The organism is Klebsiella sp. BIGb0132, assembly GCF_024810075.1.
Taxonomy (GTDB): Bacteria; Pseudomonadota; Gammaproteobacteria; order Enterobacterales; family Enterobacteriaceae; genus Klebsiella; species Klebsiella terrigena.
Genome location: NZ_JANUDW010000006.1, coordinates 267663 through 289677, shown reverse-complemented (window position 1 = coordinate 289677; position 22015 = coordinate 267663). Strand labels below are relative to the sequence as shown.

Here is a 22015-nt window from a genome sequence, read left to right as displayed (position 1 = left end):
GCGTGCGCTGAGCATGCGATTAATTATCTTAAATGGGTTTCAGCAGGCGCGTCTAAGTATTAACAGGCCGGTAATCCGAGAGGGGGGAGCGGCAGGTAAATGGTTTCGGTTACGGTGGGGGCTCAGGGCGGCCGCGGTCCCGCAGAATGCCCATATGCTATAGTTTTAGGCTTCTCTGTGGATGAGAAGGCGTTTAATCACTCCACCACGACAGGAAATGTAATTTGCCTCAACCCCCGGAACGGTCGATGCGTCGGACCGCATTTATTGCAGATACCGCTGCGCTGATCCTCTTCTTCACGACAACCGGCATTATTAACGAACGCGTGATAGCCGGTATGACCTGGGAACAGGTTCTCCACGCCCGCCTGCTGGGGGCGGCGCTGATGATTCCGGTCGCAAGGCCTTACGGCATCTGGCGGGATTGGCTGATGCGGCGTGCCGGCCCCGGCCGGGTGTCTCAGCTGCTCTGGGATAGCGCGGCTCTGGTCAGTTTCCAGGTGCCGATCTATGCGCTGATTATTGCTTTTAGCGGCGCCTCGGGAAGCGGGCTGATTCGAGGCACTCTCGGCGCCGCGCTGATGATGCTTTGCCTGGGACGGCCCTACGGCGCGTTTCTTAATTGGGTGCGTCGGTTATTTGGTTTACCTCCTGGGGGGAGTAAGCCGATGTCGTTGAACAGCTGAGCGGGGTTGTGACCCGCTGCACCTTTAGAGTCCGGGCCACATGCCGCCATCAAGTCTTAAATTCGTTCCGGTAATGTAGCTTGCCCGGGGGCTGGCAAGAAATGTGACGGCATCGGCTATTTCCTCAAGCGTTCCCACGCGGCCCATTGGAACCTGGGCGAACATGGGAAGCACCGAGCGTTCAACTTCTTCCCACCGCGCATCGTCAGACAGGCCGATATGTTTAGCCGTTTGCCGGAAGGCTTTGTCCAGGCTGGGGCTATGAATGGTGCCGGGTGAAACGGTATTCACCGTGATACCTTCTTGCGCAACCGCCTTTGACAGGGATGAGGTCATGGCAAGCATCCCGGCCTTCGCCGCAGCATAATCTGGCCGCTTGTCCGGCGGCATCAGCGCCGCCATGCTCGAAATATTAATGACTCTTCCCCACGCCCTGGCGCGCATCCCCGGAAGAAAATGGTTGATGACCCGCAGGGCGGAGAGGACGTTTTTATCATATCCCTCAGCCCATGTTTGCGGACGGGTTGACGTCCACTCTTCAGCGGGTCCGGAACCACCGGCGTTATTGACCAGAATATCTACCGTCTTCGGGAAGGAATTTACCCGATCGAAAAGAAGCCTGACATCGTCGTCACTCGTCAAGTCACCGCTGACAAAGTAGGCCTGCCCGCCCTGATTTTTAATATCGTTTGCGACGCTTTCCGCTTTTGACCGATCGCGGCCGTGTATAATGACGGTAGCCCCTTCACCGACAAGCGCTCTGGCGATAGCCTCACCAATACCTTTGCTGCTGCCCGTTACCAGCGCGGTTTTACCTTTAAGCTTCAGGTCCATAGCTTTTCTCCTGTAACCCTATTGCAGCCCATTGGAAGACAAACCGATGAATGAATCAATTAGGCACCTAAAAGTGCCTGTAGAGTATGAAGAAAGAGAACGCTGCCTGGGGCCAGAGGGCTCGGTTGCCCACGTGACTCAGGTCGTTAAATTAATTTCCGCAAAATGGACGCTGCCGATCTTCTTCAGGCTCTGCGCCGAGCCCGGAATGCGGCACTCGCAGTTCTTAAAAAGCATGCCTGAAATATCCCATAAGGTGCTAACCCAGCATCTGCGTAAGCTGGAAAGCGACGGGCTCATCTTCAGGACCGATTTTGGCGAACAGCCCCCGCGCGTAGAATATGGCGTGACCGCTGCGGGGATGGCTCTACTGCCGGTGCTGATTTCGATGAGAGAGTTTTCGCGGTATTATCTTGAAAAGACGAATAATGCTTAGTGGGAAGGGGCGACCTAATCAGGTGCGTCGGCGTTCTGCGACCGGACGGTGGCGTCAGTTTATCGTCATCATTCTGGACATCAACGCCGGCAGTGGTTTATATCATGACTGTTTGTAGCAGATATACCGCTGGAGGAAAGGGGGAGTGGACCGCCACCTGTTTACCACAAGCGGGCGCAGCCAATATCACGATATATTAATGGACTATAAATAGAGTCTGTCGCTGTTTTGACAAACAATCGGGGAGTAACAATGACACGGCGAATTTGTAAGCATACCCGTTTTAGTTCCACACACTTTTTGAGATTTCCGTTTTTTCAGCCATCAGCCGGTACTCCTCCGGCGTCAGGTTATTCAGGGATTCACGAGGGCGCTCGCTGTTATATTCAGCCAGCCAGCGTTCTGTGATTTCCCGTGCTTCATTCAGCGTCCTGAACAGATAAAAATCCAGTATTTCTGTCCGGTACGTCCGGTTGAACCGTTCGATAAAGGCATTCTGCGTGGGCTTGCCGGGCCTGATAAATTCCAGCATCACACCATGCTCTTCTGCCCATTGTGCCAGCGTCAGCGAGATCAGCTCCGGACCGTTATCCATCCGCATTTTCAGCGGATATCTGCGGTTCGCCACGATCCTCTCCAGCACTCTCACGACCCGCTGCGCGGGGATATTCAGGTCAATTTCGATCGCCAGTGCTTCGCGGTTAAAATCATCCACCACGTTGAAGGTCCGGAAGCGTTTGCCGCACACCAGTGCATCGTGCATAAAATCGATGGACCAGCTCTGGTTCATCGCCTCTGGCGTCGCCAGCGGAGCCGGATTACGTACCGGCAGGCGCTGTTTTCCCTTACGGCGAAAATTCAGTTTCAGCAGGCAGTAAATACGGTGAACTCTTTTATGGTTCCAGGTATTGCCCTGCCTGCGCAGCACCTGAAAAAGCTTTTTAAATCCGTATCGCGAATAGCGTTCAGCCGCCACGGTCAGTGCCATAATGACCGGCTCATCACGTCGCGTATCCGGCTGATAACGAAATACCGTCCTGCTCAGCGACAATGTCCTGCATGCCTGACGTAAGCTCATGGCAAACTGCGCGGTCAGATAGCTGACCAGCTCACGCTTTATCGCTGGTTTTAAAGCTTTTTTCAATAACGTCTTTCAGGGCGCGGCACTCGAGACTCAGGTCCGCAAACATCTGTTTAAGCCGGCGGTTTTCATCCTCAAGGTCCTTCATCTTTTTGATATCAGAGGCTTCCATGCCGCCGAACTTCGCTTTCCAGTTGTAGTACGATGCCTCAGAGATCCCGGCCTCGCGGCAGACATCCTTAACGGTGCGTCCGGCTTCGACGGATTTCAGAACGGCGATGATCTGGTGTTCGGTGAATCGTGCTTTGCGCATGGCGATCTCCTCCGGGGACATAATCAGTATGCCGGAAGATCTCTAAAAGTGAATGGTTCTTTTTGCAGGGGGACTTACACCAGGGTGACTGGCTTTCGCAGGCTGGATTTACGCCGGGTATGCCGATAAAAATCAGAGTGATGGCAGATTGCATTGTGATCACCGCCCAGAACAGCCGGGAGCTGTTCGGTTGTGCCGAAGGGTTAAGCGCGGCTCATTTCAGCAAGAAGAAAATGGACTTGTGGATCAAGACGTTCCCTGGTGCGCTTAATGATACTGGTGATCTACCGGTCATCCGGCGGGAGAAGCCCCGCTATGATTGCCTGAAGCGAAGCCGTGATTAACCCTCAAAGCAAAATCCCGGATCAGGCGGCCGGGATTTATGTGAAGATCACTCAGGATCTGAAGGTGGTGATTTACGGGCTTTGCGTTCATCTAGTTTGGCGAAGAACCATGATCTTAATGCTGCCGCTGTTCCTGCAATAAAACTGGCAACTAGAACATGTTTAATATCTGATTTTTTAATATTCACTTCATGGCTAATAGCAAATTTCACAATTATTAGAGCCAGGGAGAAAAATATTGCACAACAGAAAACCATATATGCAATGCTCAGGAACAGTAAGCCTACAGTAGCTTTATTTTTTCTTTTCATTTATTTCATCCTTAACTGCATTGCTGATAAATCCACCACTTATGGCACCAATAATATCACCAGCAGGAGCGGAGCCATGATCTAAAACAGGCCAAATAAAGGTGGTGCAACTACTCCAGATATTCCGGGAATTCGGCGGGAGAAACCCCGTTATGATTGTCTTAAGCAAAGCTGTGACTGATCCTTAAAGTAAAATCCCGGCTCAGTAGCCGGGATTTTATCATTCAAAACTGATAAATGATTTCGTATTCATTCCCTAGTTCTTCACGAAGACGTTGGGCTAATTTATAGCCATCGTCAATAAACAATTTTTCTTCTTCCTTATTTTTAAAACCCGATGATGCAGGATCATCGATATTGAGAATGGCATCATATCGCTTAGCCCACTCTTCAAGACTACTTTTTAATCCTGAAGATATTGGCAATTTTTCAGGTGATATATCACCAAGTTCTTCAGGAGTTACCCCCCACAATGGATGACACTGATAATCAGCCATTAATTTTATTTTTTTCATTTTACCGAACCTCGTAAATTGGCTCCCACGATATACCCATTATTTCCTACGGTGACAGCAATATTATATTTTTTACCGTTTATCATGGTCTCATAAATTGGACGGCCAGTGCCATTACCTTGATAACCAACTATTTTCCCATCAGTGACGGCTTTCATTACTATATCAGGAATACGCGCCTCTGATACACCTATTTGCGCAAATTGGCTACCATGGCTTTCCACAATATGTTGCAGCCCTGCTTTAGAGCTACCTTTCTCAAGAAAAATAATCTTGCCGCTACTGTCTTTTGCAGCACTCACAACATTTTCAGGTGTAAACTTAATACCTTGGGTTGTCATTTCATTAAATAATGACTTAGTTGTAAAACTATTTTTTGCTATCAGTACAAGATCTTTACCTAACATTCCCAGTGATACTAATGCAGCCTGATTTTCTGGATCAGATACGAACGCGGCATACTTCATCCATTCAGGACTATTTTGATCTATTTTCGTCAGATCCCGGCCGTTCCACTGCTGAACGTAGGCTTTGGCCTCATCACTGCTCATTACATCGGCACCAATGCCATTCAACCAGTCAGGGCGATCGGCCATATCAATACCGCCCTGAGCCACTTCTTTATCAACAACTACGGCTTCCAGCGGGTTATCCTTCAGCTTCTGATCGGTTTCAGCACTTTGCTTATCGCTAACTTGCTTCCACTTATCAATAACGGCCTGGCAATCGCCTCCTGATTTCCGGCAATCTGCAAGCTCCTTATCAAAGGCCAATGCCTGAGTGCTGCTTAAATAATTATTCTCCACCGTCGTCTTCCCGGCCTGCGCGCCGGAAACCGCAGAGGCGCTGCTGTCACCTGCCAGCCCACCCGCCAGTCCCGCCGCCAGCGTTGCCAGGGTCGAGACGGTCTGCCTCTGCGTTTCGTCCAGCTCGCTGACCGTTTTACCGTACATCTGCGTGGCGATGATGCCGATCAGTTCACCGGTTGCAGCGCCGGCGGCACCGGCGAGGGCGCTCTGGTTTTGCGCGGCGGCAAGGGCGGCGTTGACCACCGCGTGCGCGGCGACCTTGCCCGCATCGTCCAGATTGCTGTAGTGGCCGATAACCTCCGCCACATACGGCGCCGCGCCGCCGGCCAGAGCGGCCTTCAGGTCCCCTCCAGCCAAGCCCTGCACGGCGGCAGTAGCCGCCTGAATCGCCTGCTGGACGCTGCTCCCGGTGCCCCATTGCTGCTGCGCGGCCTTATAGCCTTCGGTGGCGGCCAACTGAGCGTTATATTTCTCCCTGGCCTCCTTGCTGGCGCCTTTTTCCGACTCGTTGATCTTTTCCTTCGCCAGCTCGGCCTTACCTGCGTTGATGGCGCTAATCTGTCCCTCGGTGCGCGCAATATCCGCCACCTGGTTGCCAATCTCGCCGATCAGCCGGGTCTGCTGCAGGCGCTGCTGCTCCTTCTCCTTATCAAATATCGGCGACAGGGTCTGGTTGGCATGCTCCACGTCGCGGCTGAGGTTCGCCACGTTCTGGGTCTGCTGACCCTGGTCGCAGACAATGAGCGTACCGTCGGAGACCGCCGCGTGGGTGGTGCTGCTGTCGTGGCCTTCGTTGTTCCCGCCGGTCAGCAGGCCGTTGGCCATGTTTCCGGCGAACTGGCTGCCGATGCTGCCGCCGGTGCTGAACCCGACGCTCTGGTGTTCGGTTTTAAAATCGGCGCGGTTGTCGATATCGCCCCAGCCCAGCGTGCCGGTGTCGAGGCGGTTTTTGTCCGCCGTCGCCGTCGAGCCAATCACCGCGCCATCCAGCCGGGTATGCTCGCCGACGGTGATGTCATAGCCGCCTTTGCCGGCAAAGATGCCCGTCTGCTCCACCACGGAATCGTAGTTGCTGTGCATCTTGTCCTTGCTGAGGTTGACGCTGGCGGAGCCGCTCATGGAGCCGAAGGTGAAGCTGCCCCCGGCGCTGGCGTTCTGCTGTTTTGAGTCGTAGCGGTCGCTGTCCTGCTCAGAGGTGAGGGTCAGGTTGCGTCCGATATCGGCGATAACCGTGTCGCCGCTGACCTGGGCGCCGGTAAGGGTGGTGTCGCGTCCGCTGTTGAGGATGAGGCTGTTGCCGGCATCGACGGTGGTTTCGCTGTGGGTGGTGCCGTTGCCACTTTCGCTGCCTTTGCCCTTGTTGACGCTGGCGGAGACGCTGATCCCCCAGCCGCCGGAGCCGACGCCAATCCCGACGCCGACCGTGCCGCCTTTGCTTTCGTTTTTGCCTTCAAGCAGCGAGGCATTTTCAGCAGAGATCAGGTTCAGGTCGCGGCTGGCGGAGAGGGCCACGTCGTTGCCCGCCTTCAGCTGGCTGCCGACCGCGTTCAGATCGCCTTCGCGGGCGGTGATGCTGAGATGGTGCTCTATCTCCGGTGATGAGCAGGCAAGGCTACCGCTCGCCATGATCCGCAGATCTGCCACACTCGTAGTTTAGCGAAAAATAGTCCTTTAATTATGAAGTATTTTATTATTTATTAGTGTGTTAGGTAATGGTTGGCGTAACAGGAACGGGTAGATATGTTGTCGGAGGAGAAGTAGTTTCTTGGTGATCCGATACTGCATATGAACTGATTGAGGCCTAATCTGACAGTCCGCTCCGTGCCAAGAGCGGACAAATTATTCAGAATAAAGAGAAATGAGAGTATCCATATATTGTGGATACTCTCCGAAAACGGCCTAAGAGGGTTCCTGACAGCTGTCACATGGAACGGAAGAGTTTGCGTAATTCCGTCTGTCCAGATAACCGCTTATCAGTACAAGAATAACGTTTATCGACACGATTATCCCGGCCACCTCGCCGACACTCCCAATCCCTGATTTCGCGACGACTATGCCGCCCAACCATGCCCCTGCAGCTATGCCAATATTAAAAGCCGAAATGTTCATGCTGGATGCAGCTTCTGTAGCATGAGGAAGGATCTTTTTCGCCTGCTGCATGACATACAGTTGCAAAACAGGAACGTTACCAAAGGCAAAAGCCCCCCATGCAATAATCACAGGGATAACCGCAACTTTACTCGAAGCAGTCAGCCCAAGAGTTAGCAGAGCCAGACTTAACATTACGTAAACCCACAGAAGTGCGGTAATTGCGCCACGACGGTCTGCAAGCCGTGCAAAGTAATTATTGCCAATCATAACCCCTGCACCGTAACAGACAAAAATGATGCCCACAGAGGTAAGTGAATAGCCCGTTTGGCCCTGAAGTATTTCAGATAGAAAAGTGAAAGCCACAAACGATCCACAATGTCCAATCGTGGTGATTGCAAATACCAGAAGAAGCCTGGGTTTTATTAACACTTCAAACTGGGAGAGGAGTGAGGAAGCCCCCGACGTTTTAAGATTTTTGGGCAGCCAGATAAGCATAGCAGCCATCGCAATTGCTCCTGTCACCGCAATTCCAAGAAAAGCAGCTCGCCATCCGAATGCTTCACTTATCATTGTTCCTACAGGTCCGCCAGTAACCAGTGCGACAGTCAGACCTGTAAACATAATAGAAATTGCTCGACCCGCTTTTTCTTTTGCCACAAGACCAGAGGCGATGACAGAAGCAATGGAGAAAAATACGCCATGAGAAACCCCGGCAAGAACCCGTGAAATCAGAAGTACTGAGAAGCTGGGTGCGAGCCATGCAATGATATTGGAAAGTATAAAAAGACACATTAGCCCGGATGCGAGCAAACGCCGGTTTGCCTGACTGGTTACCGCAGTTAATACCGGAGCTGATATAGCAACACCCACTGCATAGAGAGTTACAAGCAGCCCGGCACTGGGGACATCAATATGAATATCATAGGCAATAGCTGGCAGGATCCCTACCACGATAAATTCCGCCATTCCCATCGCAAAGGCTGCAACAGCAAGGGCATAAAGGCCAACAGGCATAATGACTCCCAATTATTTAATTACATTGAATGCCATCCCATTAGGGATATTTACGGCAAAAAATAGCGGGAAGTTGCTTTGTATTACAGCTTCACCAGGTAAACGTCAGTGCGGTATGGTGAAAAATTGAGAGCCAAGCCATAGGCCTACCCCAAAAATGGTGTGCACGAAAAGTGAGGACAGACAGTTTTTTAAGGGTGTGGGTGTTTTACGTGCGAGAACACCCATCCCCATTCCCGGCATGAGAATAAAGAACGGGGCTACAGCGGTCAGCACACCGAAGGCAACAGCGCTTACGAAACTCGGTGGAGTTTTAATTAGAAGGCAAATACCGATGTACATGACCCCATAAACAATGCCGGTCAAATAATGGAATCCCCAACCAAGCGCCGCTTCGAAAGGCACTGAGGGACTCCCGCTTATTTCAGTATTTATAAGTTTTCCATGGGGAATACCAGCAACCCACCGGCCAACCAAGTTCCAGTGGCTTTTACCGAAAACAAGTTTTGATACCAGATCGCCGACAATTGTCGCAACAATACCGGCTCCCACCATGAGTAAAATCGCTTCAAATACCATTCAGAAAGTCCAAATTTAAGTAGCAATACAATTCGTACACCCAGAGTGCTCTGGGGCGAGCCAAGGCAACAACCATAACATCCATTATTCCATTTAACAATGGAATAATGGATGCGGTGATGAGCTAAACATAGAGCTAAATACCCGAAAATTAAATATATGATTGTTAATTAAGAAAAAAGTTTACGCAAATGCCCCTTCAACAGGAAAACCTGCTCGTCGCCATTCACTGATACCTTGAGGGTAGATTGAACACGTAATCCCCTTGGCGGTAAGGGTTTGCATTGCCGCAATCGAGAGAAGGCAGTAAATGCCTCGGCAGTAAATGATCACTTCATGGTTATCATTAAAATTGAGTGCCCAGTCACTCACATCCTCAACAGGAACAGATTGCGCTCCTGGAATATGGAAGGTTTCGAACTCATCTTTTGGGCGAACATCGACTAATACACAATTACCTGCATCTAACTTATTGATTAATTGATGAAGGGATATCGAATGCTCTGAAACCATATGCAGGGCGGTCTCCGTCTCGGGATAACCTATCTTTGCTGTAATATTCTTTACGTGATCGAGGAGCTGTGAAACCCCTTTATCAGCGATTGAATAGAATACTCTAACCCCGTCCTTGCGGGCGCGAACAACACCTGCATTTTTCAGGATCTGCAGGTGAGCAGAAACTGAAGTGATTCCGACATCGAGACTAATCGCCAGTCTTTCTACAGACTTTTCACCATGAGACAGCAATTCAAGCAACTGCATGCGTCTGCCATTGCCGAGTGATTTTGCGATATCAGAGGCTTTATCAAAAAAATGTGAATCTAATTCGCTAGTCATAGTTTCGCGTGCTCAGGTGTTAAGTAAGGAAGTGATACTTATCAGCCCTCACTTCTGCTGGGAACTGAGTGCTGAAAGGGCAGATAAGTGTCGTTTATTTAACGTCTGATTCTACATTAATCTATCACTCTATGGAATTATGTAGCATAAAACCTTAGAGGCGTCTGCTTGCTGTGCTGACAGAAACAGTATGTTTTGAATGGGGCACTACGCGCGTGAACGCAAAAAATTATTACAAAATAGAAAGACAAATCCTCATTGAGGAGACCACTTTCGTCCGCTCCTCGCTCATAGCTGCCCTTTAGTGTTACCGTTCACCTCGTTGCCTGTACTCTGACTCGCCCCCGTATCTAGGGTATGGGAGGAGGTGTTCGGCAGTCCGCCATTTTTGACGGAGGGCAGGGGAGAGATACCATCAATACCGCTACTGATGGCAGAAAAAATGCGTACTCTTATTAATAATGCAACGTTACATGAAGTTATATTATTTCCTGAATCCACTTCGCAATAATCAACAATCTCTATGCAATATATACTGTGTTTTTATTCATTGCGATATAATGAAGCCAGATAAAACTTCGCTTGTCATAACGGAAGGATGGAATAAACAGGAAGGTTTTTAAAGAGCGCGGTAAGAAGGTGTACCACCACCTTTTTACCGCTAACCACAGACAACTAAGCAGGAGTTGAATATGGCTGAGCAGAATTTTAAGCCAGAAAGTGCTATTGCCAAAATAGAATCTGATGAATCAGAAACTAGTGGCGAAAATTGCGAGCTGTTACGTAAAAAATCAGTTAAGCACTTGCAGAATAAATTCACACCGGAGTCACCGCAACCGCTTAGCCGCACGGAGTTTTATGACCGTATGCGGCATGACTATATCCCGCTCCAGGGTGACTGGCTTTCGCAGGCCGGATTTACGCCGGGTATGCCGATAAAAATCAGAGTGATGCCAGATTGCGTTGTGATCACCGCCCAGAACAGCCGAGAGCTGTTCGGCTGTGCCGAAGGGTTAAGCGCGGCTCATTTCAGCAAGAAGAAAATGGACTTGTGGATCAAGACGTTCCCCGGTGCGCTTAACGATACCGGTGACCTGCCGGTAATCCGGCGGGAGAAGCACCGCTATGATTGCCTGAAGCGAAGCCGTGACTGACCCTTAAGGTAAAATCCCGGCTCAGGCGCCGGGATTTATGTGAAGATCAATCAGGATCTGAAGGAGGCGATTTGCGGGCTTTGCGTTCATCTAGTTTGGCGAAGAGCCATGAACCCAGACCTCCCGCGGTGCCCGCGATAATACTTACAACGATGATGTCTTTGATGACTTCTCGCGTTAAATTCACCTTACCATCAAAAATTAAGTCGATAGCAACACTAGCGATAAAGAAAAAAACAAAACAACAAACAATAAGGTAAATAACGTTTAAAAACAAAAGACTTAAAGTTATTCTCTTATTTTTCATCATGATTAGCATCCTTTTTATTTATTTTATCTTTTATTTTATTACCAATAAATTCACCACCAACAGAACCAATAATATCACTTACGAAGCCAGAGCCTGGACCTAAAGCCGGTTCCAGGACAGAGGGCGCGATCGAACTAACTGCGGTACCGAATGTCCAACCAGCTCCTGTACCTGTTAAAGCGCCACTGTCAGGCCCGTCAGTAAATAGAGTTCCACCTGCAGCGATCCCTGCGTTCTGCCATATGCCACGCCCAGGAGCCAGAGCTCCGGTAATCCCTGCAGAAATACTTCCCTTATAATCCCATGTCTTTTGTTGATTTTCTGGCAAGCTCTGATTCTTCTCGCTGTTTATATCGAACCACTGATACGTTCCGTTAGCAATTTCTGCGATTGCTGCGCCACCTACAACTTTACCAACCGACGCCGCAGGCCCTAAATACGCGGCTCCCGCAATCAGTACCCCATCCTTATAGCCATCCACAATCACTTTTGTGATGTTAGCACCTTCAGGCAGGTCACCTTTAGCCAGTTTATCCAGTCCAGCCTGTGTCTGCTCCGGCGTCAGGTTTTTATCTACTGCATACTGATTCCAGGAAGCTGCTGCAGCGCCATAGTCATTCAGCCCGGATGGCAGACTGAACATATCATTGTTCTCTGATGTGTTCTTACCGGCCTGGCCGCCTGCCACTGCACCGCTTGTATCTCCCCCGGCGAGCCCGCCCGCCAGACCGCTTGCCAGCGTGCTTAGCGCAGACACCGTTTGTTTTTGTGTTTCGCTCAGTTTGCTGAAATCATCTGTACCATATAGCGCTTTCGCTATCACTGATGTTCCGATAGCCGCCGTTGCGGCACCCGCAGCGCCTGCTGCTGCACTGTTTCCCTGTAATTCAGCCGCAACCCCGGCCATGACGGCATGAGCCATTACCCGGCTGGTTTCATTCGGTGAGTATTGCTTAATAACCTCCGCCACATACGGCGCCGCGCCGCCGGCCAGCGCCGACTTCAGGTCGCTGCCCGCCAGGCCCTGCACGGCGGCGGTTGCCGCCTGAATCGCCTGCTGGACGCTGCTCCCGGTGCCCCATTGCTGCTGCGCGGCCTTATAGCCGTCGGTCGCGGCCAACTGGGCGTTATATTTCTCCCAGGCCTCCTTGCTGGCGCCTTTTTCCGGCTCGTTGATCTTTTCCTTCGCCAGCTCGGCCTTACCTGCGTTGATGGCGTTAATCTGTCCCTCGGTGCGCGCGATATCCGCCACCTGGTTGCCAATCTCGCCAATCAGCTGGGTCTGCTGCAGGCGCTGCTGCTCCTTCTCCTTATCGAAGATCGGCGACAGGGTCTGGTTGGCATGCTCCACGTCGCGGCTGAGGTTCGCCACGTTCTGATGTTGTTTATCCTTATCCCGTACGATGATGTCGCCATCGCTCACCGCCGCGTGCGTGGTGCTGCTGTCGTGGCCCTCGTTGTTCCCGCCGGTCAGCAGGCCGTTGGCCATGTTGCCGGCAAACTGGCTGCCGATGCTGCCGCCGGTGCTGAACCCGACGCTCTGGTGTTCGGTTTTAAAATCGGCGCGGTTGTCGATATCGCCCCAGCCCAGCGTGCCGGTATCCAGCCTGTTCTTGTCCGCCGTCGCCGTCGAGCCAATCACCGCGCCATCCAGCTGTGTATGCTCGCCAACGGTGATGTCATAGCCGCCTTTGCCGGCAAAGATGCCCGTCTGCTCCACCACGGAATCGTAGTTGCTGTGCATCTTGTCCTTGCTGAGGTTGACGCTGGCGGAGCCGCTCATGGAGCCGAAGGTGAAGCTGCCCCCGGCGCTGGCGTTCTGCTGTTTTGAGTCGTAGCGGTCGCTGTCCTGCTCGGAGGTGAGGGTCAGGTTGCGGCCGATATCGGCGATAACCGTGTCGCCGCTGACCTGGGCGCCGGTGAGGGTGGTGTCGCGTCCGCTGTTGAGGATGAGGCTATTGCCGGCATCGACGGTGGTTTCGCTGTGGGTGGTGCCGTTGCCACTTTCGCTGCCTTTGCCCTTGTTGACGCTGGCGGAGACGCTGATCCCCCAGCCGCCGGAGCCGACGCCAATCCCGACGCCGACCGTGCCGCCTTTGCTTTCGTTTTTGCCTTCAAGCAGCGAGGCATTTTCAGCAGAGATCAGGTTCAGGTCGCGGCTGGCGGAGAGGGCCACGTCGTTGCCCGCCTTCAGCTGGCTGCCGACCGCGTTCAGGTCGCCTTCGCGGGCGGTGATGCTGAGGTCGCGCCCCGCCGTCAGGCTGCTGCCCTGGGCGGTGGTCTGCTCGCTGCGCTGGGTCGATTTCGACGACTGGCTGCCGTAAGAGAGGCTGACGCCAACGGTATTGTTGTTGGCCGGATCGTTGCCCTGCGCCACATCCAGACGCGCGGCCTGGCCGGCCTGTACGCCGGAGAGGGCCGCCTTCACCCCCTGCAGGGCCTGCAGGCGGCTGCTGCCGGCGGATTTGGCGTCCTGGGTGGCCTGCACCACGCTGTTGAGGGCGCTGCCCGCCGTACCGGAGAGGGCCAGGGTCAGGCCGGAGGTTTTCTGTTCGACCACGTGGGTCTGCCGGCTCTGGTTTTCGGCGGCGGTAATGGCGACGTTTTTGCCGCTCAGGGCCATGTCCTGGCCGGCGATCAGGTCGGAGCCGTTGACCGTCAGGTTGTCGCCCGCGCGCAGGGTCAGGTCGCCGTTCACGCTGCCGACGGTGCTGCCCGCCCGGGTGATATCCGCCCCGGTATCGGTGGTTTTCACGCTCTGGGTGCCGTAGCTGAAGCCGATCCCGCCGGAGCTCATCAGCCCCGATTTTTTCTCCTGCTTGAGGTGCTGCTCGCTGTTGTACTCATCCTGGGTGTCGATCTGTAGATTGTTGCCCGCCCGCAGGGCCACGTCGCCGCTGCCGGCCACGTTGCTGCCGCGCAGGGTGAGATCGTTCCCGGCGGTGATGCCGACGCTGTCGCCGTTCAGCTCGCTGCCCTGGGCCGTCTGCCGCGATACGCTGTCCTCGGTGCGGGTGGTGGTTTTGGACAGCCAGCCGCTGCTGCCGGTGACCTTGTGGCGCTCGTCCAGCGTCTGGCTGTTTTCGCCTGCCGCGAGGGTGAGGTTATTACCCGCCCCGAGGTTCAGCGCCGCGCCGGAGGAGAGGAGGGCGCCGCGGGCGCTGAGGTCATGCCCGGCGCTGAGGGTGACGTTGCCTTTGCCGGTCACTTCGCTGCCGGTGCTGCTGCTCTGGCTCTGGCTGAGGGCGTTGTCGGCATCCCACACCAGATTATCGCGCCAGGCGGTGGTGACGTCGTTGAGCTGGATATCGCGCCCGGCCACCAGCTGGACTTCGCCGCGTTCGCCGCTGGCGACCACCTGCGCGCCGCTGAGGGTGATATCGCGGCCGGAGTGCAGCGTTAGCCTGCCGTCATCGCCCTGAACGTAAATGCCGGAGACGCTGTCGATGGTGGTGCGGCTGAAGCGGTTATCGCCGCTGACGCTCTGCGCGTCGGCGAGGGTGGTGGTGGCGTTGATATCCCGCCCGGCCAGCGCCTGCAGGCTGCTGTCGCCCTGGATGATGCCGCCGATGTTATTGATGTCGTTGCGGGCGTTCAGGCGCACGTCGTCGCCCAGCAGAGTGCCCGACTGGTTGGTGATATTGCCGGCATCAAGCTGCAGGACGCGGCGGCCGTTAAGGGTGCCGCTGTTGAAGAGGTCGCCGTTGAGTTTGATGCTGACGTTATTCCCGGCGAGCAGCGCGCCGGAGCCGTCGATGTCGCCCGGTTTGACTTTGGCGTAGACCTGCGGCACCAGCACGCTCTGCAGCGAGCCGTCCGGCATCTTCACCGTGGTATTCACCAGCCAGACGATATCCCCGGTCAGCAGCGCCATCTGCTCGGGGGTCAGCGCCACGCCGCTCTTCAGCGCGTACTGCTTCCCGAAGGTAATGCCCTGATCCATCAAGGCCTTAAACTGCTCTTCGTCACTGGTGTAGCCGTCAAGATAGCGCTGGCCGGTCAGGGCGACCACCTGCTCGCGGATCAGCCGCTGCTCGTAGTAGCCGTCTCCCAGCCGTTTCAGCGTCGTGTCGCCGTTGCCGGCCAGCGCCTGCTGCATGTAGTCGCTGCCGAGCCACTGCTTCTGGTTGGTGAAGCGCGGATCGGTCTCCACCAGATACGGCACGTCGGCGGCGGGGTTGACCGTAAACAGGCTGTTATCCGGCAGGGTGGTGTTCGGGCCGACGATGCGAATCGCCCCTTCCGCGGGCGTGACCTCAAACTGCTGGCCCGCCGGCGGCGTGACCGGCTCGCCGGGCGAAACGGCGTGCTGACCGGCGACGGCGCCCGCCACGCCGATCGCCGCCGCCGTGCCCTGCGGGGTCAGCGGCGCGAGGGTGAGCGACGTGCCCTCGACGCTGCCGCCGCTGATGAGCTGCCCCGGCTTCAGGGAGATGCTCTGAATTTCGGTCGGCGGCGTATAGGCGGTACGGTCGCGGCCCTGCTCGTCGCCCCCTTTGTGGCGAATGCGGTAGTAGTGGGTGGCGGTACCGACGTCGGTGGTTCGCCGCTCGCCGGTTATGTCGTCGTTTTTCACCTCCTGCAGGCCGGCGATCGCCAGGGTGCCGCCGGCGATGACCTGGCTTTTATCGTTCAGCAGGCGATCGCCGGTGAGCGTTATATTGCCGCCGGCGAGGATCTTCGCCGGGTCGGATTCGAGGATCCGCGTCTCTTCCACCGTGCGGGTATAGTCGAACTGGTTGAAGCTGTCGTTATTGCTGCCGGTGTCGTCCGGAGTATTCAGATTGCGCAGGCCGTCGGCGGAGTTCCTGTCGACAAACACGCCGTCGTCCGCGGCGTTCCAGCGGTTGGGGGAACCGGTGTGCTGATATTCGGTCAGCCGATCCTGAGCAACGGTGACGATCCCGGTGGTGAAGCGATCGTTGATGTTGTTGATCTGCCCGGCGGCGATCGTCATATCCCCGGCGGATTCGATCGTCGCGCTGTGGTTATCGACGGTTCCCGCCCGGCCGATCGCGGCGCCGTTATCCCCCAGCGCGCCGCCAATCAGCAGATCGCCGCCGCTGTAGATCAGCCCGCGATCGCGATTGTTCAGGGTCTGTACCCCGAGATCGACGCGCTCGCGCCCGGCAAGGGTCGCCGCCGTGCCGTTTTCTGCCAGGTTGTTGAAGGTGACGGCATTGACGCCAATGGCGTTGCCGTAGATGCGCCCGCTGCCGCTGTTGGTGAGGGTCCCGGCATGAATCCGCGTATAGCCGCCGTCGATCAGCCCGGCGTTGAACAGCGTGTCGCTGACGTTAAGGGTGTTTTGCCCGGCGTTAATTTCGCCGCTGGCCCCGTTGCTCAGGCTGTGGCTGGTGAGGTCGAGCCTGCTGCCCGCCAGCAGCCTGCCGCCGTTGGTGATATCCCCTGCGGAGGCGAGCGTGAAGCTGCCGTTGGCTACCATCGTCCCGCTGTTATTCAGCGACCGGCGGCTGCTCAGCGCCATATCGCCGAGCGACAGCAGCTGGCCGCCGCCGTCGAGACTGTCCGCGTCAATGCGCAGCATCTCGCCGGCTTTCACCGTGCCGTCCTGGTTAAGCAGCGCCAGTCCGTCGCCACGGATATCCACCGTCCCGGAGGCCGCCAGCCCGCCGCTGCGGTTGTCGAGCTCGCCGCCGTTGCGCACCGTCAGCGATTTATCGGCCAGAATCATCCCGCTGTGGTTATCGAGCGCTTCGCTGGCGAGGGCGATGTTCTGCGCCTCCAGCCCCTGATTGTCGCCGAGAGTATTGTGGTTGATCAGCCGGGCGGCGGTGAGCGTGAGCGTCGCGCCGCTGCGCATCAGCCCGGAAACGTTATCCACGATGCCGCGGGCGCTATCGATCAGCAGATCGCCGACGCTCTGGATCTCTCCCCCGCCGTTGTGCAGCTGCTGGCTGCGCAAGGTGGCGGCTGCGCTGCTGATGATGCTGCCGCTGCGGTTGCTGATGTCGTCCGCGGCGAGCGTCAGGCTCCCGCCGCTCTGGATCAGGCCGCCGCTATCGTTGACCAACTGCCCGCCGCTAACGCTCAGCGCCCGCTGCGCCGCCAGCTGGCCGCCCTGGTTGTCCAGCCGGTCGGCGCGCAGAAGGGCATCCGCGCTGCTGAACAGGGTGCCCTGGCGGTTGTCGAGGGCGCTGACGCCAACGTCGAGCGCGCCGCCCGCGCCGACGATCCCGCGAGCGTTGTCCAGCGTACCGCCGCTCAGCGTCATCGCGCCCAGCGCCTTCAGGCTGCCCTCGTGGTTCAGGAAGGCGCTGAAGCTGGCGTTCAGGGCCTGCTCTGCGGCGAACTGACCGGCACGGTTATCAACATCGCCTCCTTTGAAGGTGAGCGTGCCGCCGCTGGCGAGGTAGCCAAACTGGTTATCGAGCGCGCCGCTGTGAATAGCCAGCGCGCCGTGCGAGTACAGCGAGCCGGAGTGGTTGTTGAAGGTGCCGTTGGCGAGCGCCAGCGTGGCCCCGTCGGCGACGATAACCCCCTGCTGGTTATCCAGCCCGGCGGCGCTGATGGCCTGCGTTTTGGCCGCTTCGATGCGGCCCTTACCGTTGCTGACCGTCTGCATGCTGCGGATCTCGCCGCTGCCGGTGGCGGCAGAGATCAGCCCCTCGCTATTGTTGAGATCCCCGGCATTGATCCGGGTATCGCCCGCCGCGGCGAGGGTGCCCTGGCGGTTATCCAGCGTCGTCCTGGCGTGCGCCGTCAGGCTGCCGCCCTGCGCCGCCAGCACTTTCCCGCTGCGGTTATCGACGGCGTGCGCCGCGAGCTGAATATCGCCGTTGGCGGCAATCTCCCCCTCCCGGTTATCGATATCGCCCGGCAGATTCACCGCCAGGGCGCCGCCGCCGGTCTGCACCAGCTTGCCTTTGCGGTTCGAAAGATGCTGTGCGGAGAGGGTTATCGCGTCGGCGCTGAGCGTGCCGCCGTCGTTGTTGAGCGTTTGGCCGCTGCGCAGGGTCAGATCCCGGGCGTTGACCCCGGCGTTTTGCGCGAGCAGGTGGCCCGCGCCGCTGTCCAGCTCGACCCGCTGGCCCTGGGTTCGGCTGCCGCTGACGTCCACGCCCTGGCCGCTGGCGCGCAGGTTCCCGCCGGCCAGCGTCTGGCCGTGGACGCTCAGCTGGCCGTCGGCGTGTAGCCGCAGGTCGCCGCTCTCCGCCAGCCTGCCGTCATTTTGCACTCCGGCGGCCAGCACGCTGTCGCGGCTGCCGGTGAGGCTGGCCGCCTGAATGTCCAGGTTATGGCCGGCGGTCAACGCGCCGCCGTTGCTGAACTCGCCGGCGGTGCGGACGGTAGCGTCTTCGCTGGCGCGCAGCGTGCCGCTGTTTTCAATGCGGCCGTCGGCGCTCAGGCTCACGCTTCCGGCCTGGGCGCCGATGGCCCCGGCGTTACGCACCCCGACGCCGCTCTCGGTGCCGACCATGCGGATTTTACCCGCGTACATGCCGCCGAGGCTGGCGACATCCACCGCCAGCTGCGGGCGGGTTGCCGGATCGTCGCCGGTTTTTTCGATGCGCTGGTGGGCGGCATCCACCCGGTTGCGCCCGGTGGTGACCCGCAGGTCTTTGGCCCACAGCCCGGCGTTAACCTTCACCGAGCGGGCAATAATATCGGTGTAGTCGGCCCCCGAGCTCTCCATCCCGGCGCCTTCGATGGCCACTTCGCCGCGCTCGACCTGATAGCCGGTGAGGTTGCCGTTGTTAAGCTGCGCCTGGCCGGTGGTCAGGGTGGCGCGGTTGGCGTTGATAAAGCCGCAGCCGTTACAGGTAATGCCGGACGGGTTGGCGATCACCACCTGGGCCTTTTTCCCAGCCACTTCAATCATCCCGTTCAGCCGGCTGGGGTCGCGCGAGTTGACCTCGTTGAGAATGACCTTCGCTTCGCCTTTCGCCAGCCAGGGGTTCCCTGCCACCATGCCGCCCAGCTGGGTCTGCACGTTTTTATGCGAGTTATTGAGGATCGCCCCCTGCTGGTTGACGTCGAACTGGCTGTAGGTGTTGCGCGATACCCCGGCGGCCGACGGGGTCTGAATATTGACCTGCGGCGTGCCGTTGGCGCTCGGCATCACCGTCGGCTGCTGGTTTTTCGGCGCGCCGGCGTCGGCGACGATATTGGCCTGCGTCGGGTGAATCACCCCCATCGCCAGCCACAGGCCGAAGCTAATGGCGCTGATTTTGCCGTGCAGCCGGCGCGGGAGGCTGCCCGGCGCGGAAGAGCGTGCGGCGCCGGCGCGTCCGGAACGGGCGATGTCCGCCACCACCATCAGCATGCCGCGCGCTTTGTTGAACACAATACGGTAGAGGTTCTTATTCATGGTTTAGTCCTTTAAACGCTTCCGGCAGGTCGACGGCGAGCGGGTGAGACAGCCGCCAGGTCCTGGCCTGTTCGCGGCTGACGCGGCGGCCGTGGAACATCACCACCCGCTTGCCGCGCTGCTCGCCGCGGTGATAGAGCGCCCGCACGCAGTGGTCGGCAAAGACCTCCTGGCGCATCAGGGCGTTCATGGCGGCGGTATGGCCGAACGGCGCGATCCAGTCGCAAAACCACATCCGGTCGCCGCTGTCCCAGTCCGTCTCGCGCATCTCAATCGCCGGACGGGTGAGGTAGCGGGCCTCCGACTCCCGGTTGAGCCACGCCCAGCTGAGAAAAAACACCGGCCGCTCGTTTTGGATAACCAGCACATACTGGCGGCGCTTGATGATCGGCATCAGCAGCGTGGGCAGGGCGTGCAGCGGGGCGTCCCGGTGCATCGGCGAATGCATCCATAGCCAGACGCTGGCCCCCAGCACTTCGGCCTCGTTGTCGGTACCGCCGAAGATCAGCGGCGCCTTAATCTCGTATTGTCCAGTGCGCATCACCAGCTCCAGTTCAGGTTGAAGCCAAGAGTCACGGCGCTGGTGTGGAATCCATCCGGCTTCGAGAATGGCGTTCCGGCGAACAGGTCATAGCCGGTGTTGAAGGCGCTGCCGCGAAGGCCGATGACGCCGCCCGCAAGGTGCTGGCCGATAAGGTAATCAGAGCTATAGCCGCCGACTTCACCGTAGTCCGCGCCGAGATAGAGTTCCTGGCTCTCCAGCGGGGTGCGCCAGGCCAGATCGTTGCGCACGTACCAGCCGTGGCTGGCACTGAGGGTGCGCTCGCCGTCGAATCCGCGCACCGTCCAGCGGTTGCCGATGGCGAACTGATCCTGCGGCGTCAGCGGGGTGTTGCTGATCTGGCGCAGATACTGCACGTTGTAGCGGAAATTCTGGCTCCCGAGGGTAAAGGGCAGGTCGAGCTGGGCGTTGAGCTGGGTGATTTTGCTCAGCGCGGTGGCGTCGCCGACGTACTCTTCCGGCGCGGGCCGCGCGCCAAACCAGCGGGTGCCGCGCTGGTAGCTGGCGCCGAGGTCGAGGGTGGCCTGGCCGATGTAGTGGCGATGCTGCAGCCCCACGCGCCAGGCCGCCGTCTGGCGACGCTGGACGCCGACTTCGGTATCGTCGATGAAGTTGCGGGTTTCGCGCGCCAGAACGTCGTAGGTGAAGGTCGTTTTCTGCGTCCCGCTGCGGTGCAGAACGCGGCTGAGCTGCAGGTCGAGATTTTTACTTTTGCCGCTGTAGCGGTAGTCGCCGTTCAGCCCGGCCACCGTCTGGTGATAGTCGTAGTCGCTGCCGGTGACCCCCAGCATCCAGTAGCCGTAGGGCACGGAGTAGTGGGTAATGTAGTTGCGGCTGCTCTTGCCGCCGCTGTCGTCCAGATCGTGGCTGGCGGAGAGGTACAGCAAGTCGCTGAGAGAGAAGGGGTTATCCAGCGACAGCGTTACGCCACCCTGATAGCGACCGGTGGTTTCGGTGCCCGAGTCGTCCAGCGACAGCCCCAGGCGCCACATCTTCGACTGCTTACGCGTAATGACGATATCGCTCTCGCCGGGATTGTCGCCGGGGACAATTTCCATGCTCGCCTCGACGGTGGGCAGGCGCTGGAGATTTTCCAGCCCCTGTTCGATATCGCGCAGGTCGAGCAGATTACCCTCATGGGCCGGAAAGGCGCTATACAGCCGGATATAGTCGTCGCTCTGCTCCGTCAGCCGCACGTGGCGCACGTGGCCCGGCACGATCGCCAGCTTCAGGGTGCCGCTTTTCAAATCCTGGGAGGGCGCCAGCACGCGGGTGGTGATCCAGCCGCCGTCGACCAGCCGATTTTGCAGGGTGCTCATCAGCAGGTTAATCCCTTTCCCTCCGAGGCAGCGCCCCTGCGCCTGGTCGGCGATGCGCTGCAGCGGCAGCCAGCGGGGAAGTGCCTGCTGGCCGCTCAGCGCCACGCGGTGGATGGGAAAGCAGGGCGTTTCCGTCGGGAAAGTAATGCGACCGAAGCCGGAAGCGGGCTCGGAGAGGCGCACGTCGGGCGTCGGCGGGGTCAGCTGCTGCTCCAGCGCCTTCTGACGCTGCTGCTGAATGATAAACTGATCGTCAGGGCCTGCGGCGCGGGCCGGCAGCAGAAAAAACAGACCTATAGCTGAGGCGATCGCCCGGCAAAAAATGGCTTCGCGGTTCATTGGCATCCTTGCAATGTGAAAATGAACAAAATGTGAGTTTGTGTAAAATTGTTCAATTTTTGTCAAGGAAAGGGAACCAGGCATATTCCGAAAAAGCGCGCACCCCCTGCCGCGACGCAGGAGAGTGGAGGGTGGAAATCGGCATAAAC

General features: G+C 57.2%; 14 protein-coding genes and 2 pseudogenes. 4 read left to right on the top strand and 12 right to left on the bottom strand.

Annotation, left to right across the window (positions count from 1 at the left end; translation table 11 throughout):
• The first annotated feature begins 248 nt into the window (after positions 1-248).
• Complete coding sequence (alaE, locus tag M2416_RS17975; protein WP_259226232.1) at positions 249-686, top strand: L-alanine exporter AlaE; 438 nt, start codon at positions 249-251, stop codon at positions 684-686.
• Positions 687-710: 24 nt separating this feature from the next.
• On the opposite strand, the gene M2416_RS17970 is transcribed toward alaE, so the two are convergent.
• Positions 711-1520, bottom strand: a complete 810-nt coding sequence (locus tag M2416_RS17970) for an SDR family NAD(P)-dependent oxidoreductase (RefSeq protein WP_259226231.1) — start codon at positions 1518-1520, stop codon at positions 711-713.
• A gap of 46 nt (positions 1521-1566) precedes the next feature.
• Between M2416_RS17970 and M2416_RS17965 the strand changes: the two genes are divergently transcribed.
• The gene (locus M2416_RS17965; RefSeq protein ID WP_259226230.1) at positions 1567-1956 is read left to right on the top strand and encodes a winged helix-turn-helix transcriptional regulator; all 390 of its coding nucleotides are present in this window, start codon (positions 1567-1569) and stop codon (positions 1954-1956) included.
• A gap of 283 nt (positions 1957-2239) precedes the next feature.
• Here the strand turns inward: M2416_RS17965 and M2416_RS17960 are convergent.
• Positions 2240-3350, bottom strand: a protein-coding gene (locus M2416_RS17960; protein ID WP_259226229.1) for an IS3 family transposase whose coding sequence is annotated in 2 segments (ribosomal slippage) — positions 2240-3098 and positions 3097-3350 — 1113 coding nt in all. Because the reading frame shifts where the segments join, the coding sequence is not laid out codon by codon here.
• 83 nt (positions 3351-3433) lie between these two features.
• Here M2416_RS17960 and M2416_RS17955 point away from each other — a divergent pair.
• Positions 3434-3694 (top strand): annotated as a pseudogene (locus tag M2416_RS17955) (SymE family type I addiction module toxin); the annotation flags it as partial.
• Positions 3695-3741: 47 nt separating this feature from the next.
• Here M2416_RS17955 and M2416_RS17950 read toward each other — a convergent pair.
• The 6 genes and pseudogenes from M2416_RS17950 to M2416_RS17925 all read right to left on the bottom strand — a co-directional run bounded on the left by M2416_RS17950 (position 3742) and on the right by M2416_RS17925 (position 9850).
• Positions 3742-4005, bottom strand: coding sequence for a hypothetical protein (locus tag M2416_RS17950; RefSeq protein ID WP_259226228.1), 264 nt, complete (start codon positions 4003-4005; stop codon positions 3742-3744).
• A gap of 224 nt (positions 4006-4229) precedes the next feature.
• Entirely contained in the window at positions 4230-4520 is a 291-nt protein-coding gene (locus M2416_RS17945) for a hypothetical protein (RefSeq protein ID WP_259226227.1), read from the bottom strand.
• A pseudogene (locus M2416_RS17940) lies at positions 4517-6913 on the bottom strand (hemagglutinin repeat-containing protein); the annotation flags it as partial. The gene M2416_RS17945 and the pseudogene M2416_RS17940, both read right to left, overlap by 4 nt.
• A gap of 315 nt (positions 6914-7228) precedes the next feature.
• Complete coding sequence (locus M2416_RS17935) at positions 7229-8434, bottom strand: MFS transporter (protein ID WP_259226226.1); 1206 nt, start codon at positions 8432-8434, stop codon at positions 7229-7231.
• 105 nt (positions 8435-8539) lie between these two features.
• A complete protein-coding gene (locus M2416_RS17930; protein ID WP_259226225.1) occupies positions 8540-9013 on the bottom strand; it encodes a DUF2938 domain-containing protein in 474 nt (157 codons plus the stop codon).
• Between the two features lie 183 nt (positions 9014-9196).
• Positions 9197-9850: an ArsR/SmtB family transcription factor gene (locus M2416_RS17925; RefSeq protein WP_259226224.1), complete on the bottom strand. Its 654-nt coding sequence runs from the start codon at positions 9848-9850 to the stop codon at positions 9197-9199.
• A gap of 692 nt (positions 9851-10542) precedes the next feature.
• On the opposite strand from M2416_RS17925, the gene M2416_RS17920 reads away from it, so the two are divergent.
• Positions 10543-11004 (top strand): SymE family type I addiction module toxin, encoded by a 462-nt coding sequence (locus M2416_RS17920; protein WP_259226223.1) that lies wholly within the window; start codon positions 10543-10545, stop codon positions 11002-11004.
• 46 nt (positions 11005-11050) lie between these two features.
• Here the strand turns inward: M2416_RS17920 and M2416_RS17915 are convergent, their stop codons facing one another.
• From M2416_RS17915 to M2416_RS17900, 4 genes are read right to left on the bottom strand one after another with little or no spacing between them, the layout of a single operon-like run.
• The gene (locus M2416_RS17915) at positions 11051-11314 is read right to left on the bottom strand and encodes a hypothetical protein (protein WP_227507601.1); all 264 of its coding nucleotides are present in this window, start codon (positions 11312-11314) and stop codon (positions 11051-11053) included.
• A complete protein-coding gene (locus tag M2416_RS17910) occupies positions 11301-19646 on the bottom strand; it encodes a hemagglutinin repeat-containing protein (protein ID WP_259226222.1) in 8346 nt (2781 codons plus the stop codon). The genes M2416_RS17915 and M2416_RS17910 overlap by 14 nt, the downstream gene beginning before the upstream one ends.
• Positions 19639-20187, bottom strand: a complete 549-nt coding sequence (locus M2416_RS17905; RefSeq protein WP_041147100.1) for a toxin-activating lysine-acyltransferase — start codon at positions 20185-20187, stop codon at positions 19639-19641. Before M2416_RS17905 ends, M2416_RS17910 begins: the two co-directional genes overlap by 8 nt.
• Positions 20187-21866, bottom strand: a complete 1680-nt coding sequence (locus M2416_RS17900) for a ShlB/FhaC/HecB family hemolysin secretion/activation protein (protein ID WP_259226221.1) — start codon at positions 21864-21866, stop codon at positions 20187-20189. The genes M2416_RS17905 and M2416_RS17900 overlap by 1 nt, the downstream gene beginning before the upstream one ends.
• Positions 21867-22015 lie beyond the last annotated feature (149 nt).

Bases quoted from the DNA above. Each gene is read 5' to 3' on its own strand.
- M2416_RS17900 (WP_259226221.1), bottom strand. From the start codon at position 21,866: ATGAACCGCGAAGCCATTTTTTGCCGGGCGATCGCCTCAGCTATAGGT.
- alaE (WP_259226232.1), top strand. From the start codon at position 249: ATGCGTCGGACCGCATTTATTGCAGATACCGCTGCGCTGATCCTCTTC.
- M2416_RS17920 (WP_259226223.1), top strand. From the start codon at position 10,543: ATGGCTGAGCAGAATTTTAAGCCAGAAAGTGCTATTGCCAAAATAGAA.
- M2416_RS17925 (WP_259226224.1), bottom strand. From the start codon at position 9,850: ATGACTAGCGAATTAGATTCACATTTTTTTGATAAAGCCTCTGATATC.
- M2416_RS17910 (WP_259226222.1), bottom strand. From the start codon at position 19,646: ATGAATAAGAACCTCTACCGTATTGTGTTCAACAAAGCGCGCGGCATG.
- M2416_RS17915 (WP_227507601.1), bottom strand. From the start codon at position 11,314: ATGATGAAAAATAAGAGAATAACTTTAAGTCTTTTGTTTTTAAACGTT.
- M2416_RS17935 (WP_259226226.1), bottom strand. From the start codon at position 8,434: ATGCCTGTTGGCCTTTATGCCCTTGCTGTTGCAGCCTTTGCGATGGGA.
- M2416_RS17970 (WP_259226231.1), bottom strand. From the start codon at position 1,520: ATGGACCTGAAGCTTAAAGGTAAAACCGCGCTGGTAACGGGCAGCAGC.
- M2416_RS17905 (WP_041147100.1), bottom strand. From the start codon at position 20,187: ATGCGCACTGGACAATACGAGATTAAGGCGCCGCTGATCTTCGGCGGT.
- M2416_RS17965 (WP_259226230.1), top strand. From the start codon at position 1,567: ATGAATGAATCAATTAGGCACCTAAAAGTGCCTGTAGAGTATGAAGAA.
- M2416_RS17950 (WP_259226228.1), bottom strand. From the start codon at position 4,005: ATGAAAAGAAAAAATAAAGCTACTGTAGGCTTACTGTTCCTGAGCATT.
- M2416_RS17945 (WP_259226227.1), bottom strand. From the start codon at position 4,520: ATGAAAAAAATAAAATTAATGGCTGATTATCAGTGTCATCCATTGTGG.
- M2416_RS17930 (WP_259226225.1), bottom strand. From the start codon at position 9,013: ATGGTATTTGAAGCGATTTTACTCATGGTGGGAGCCGGTATTGTTGCG.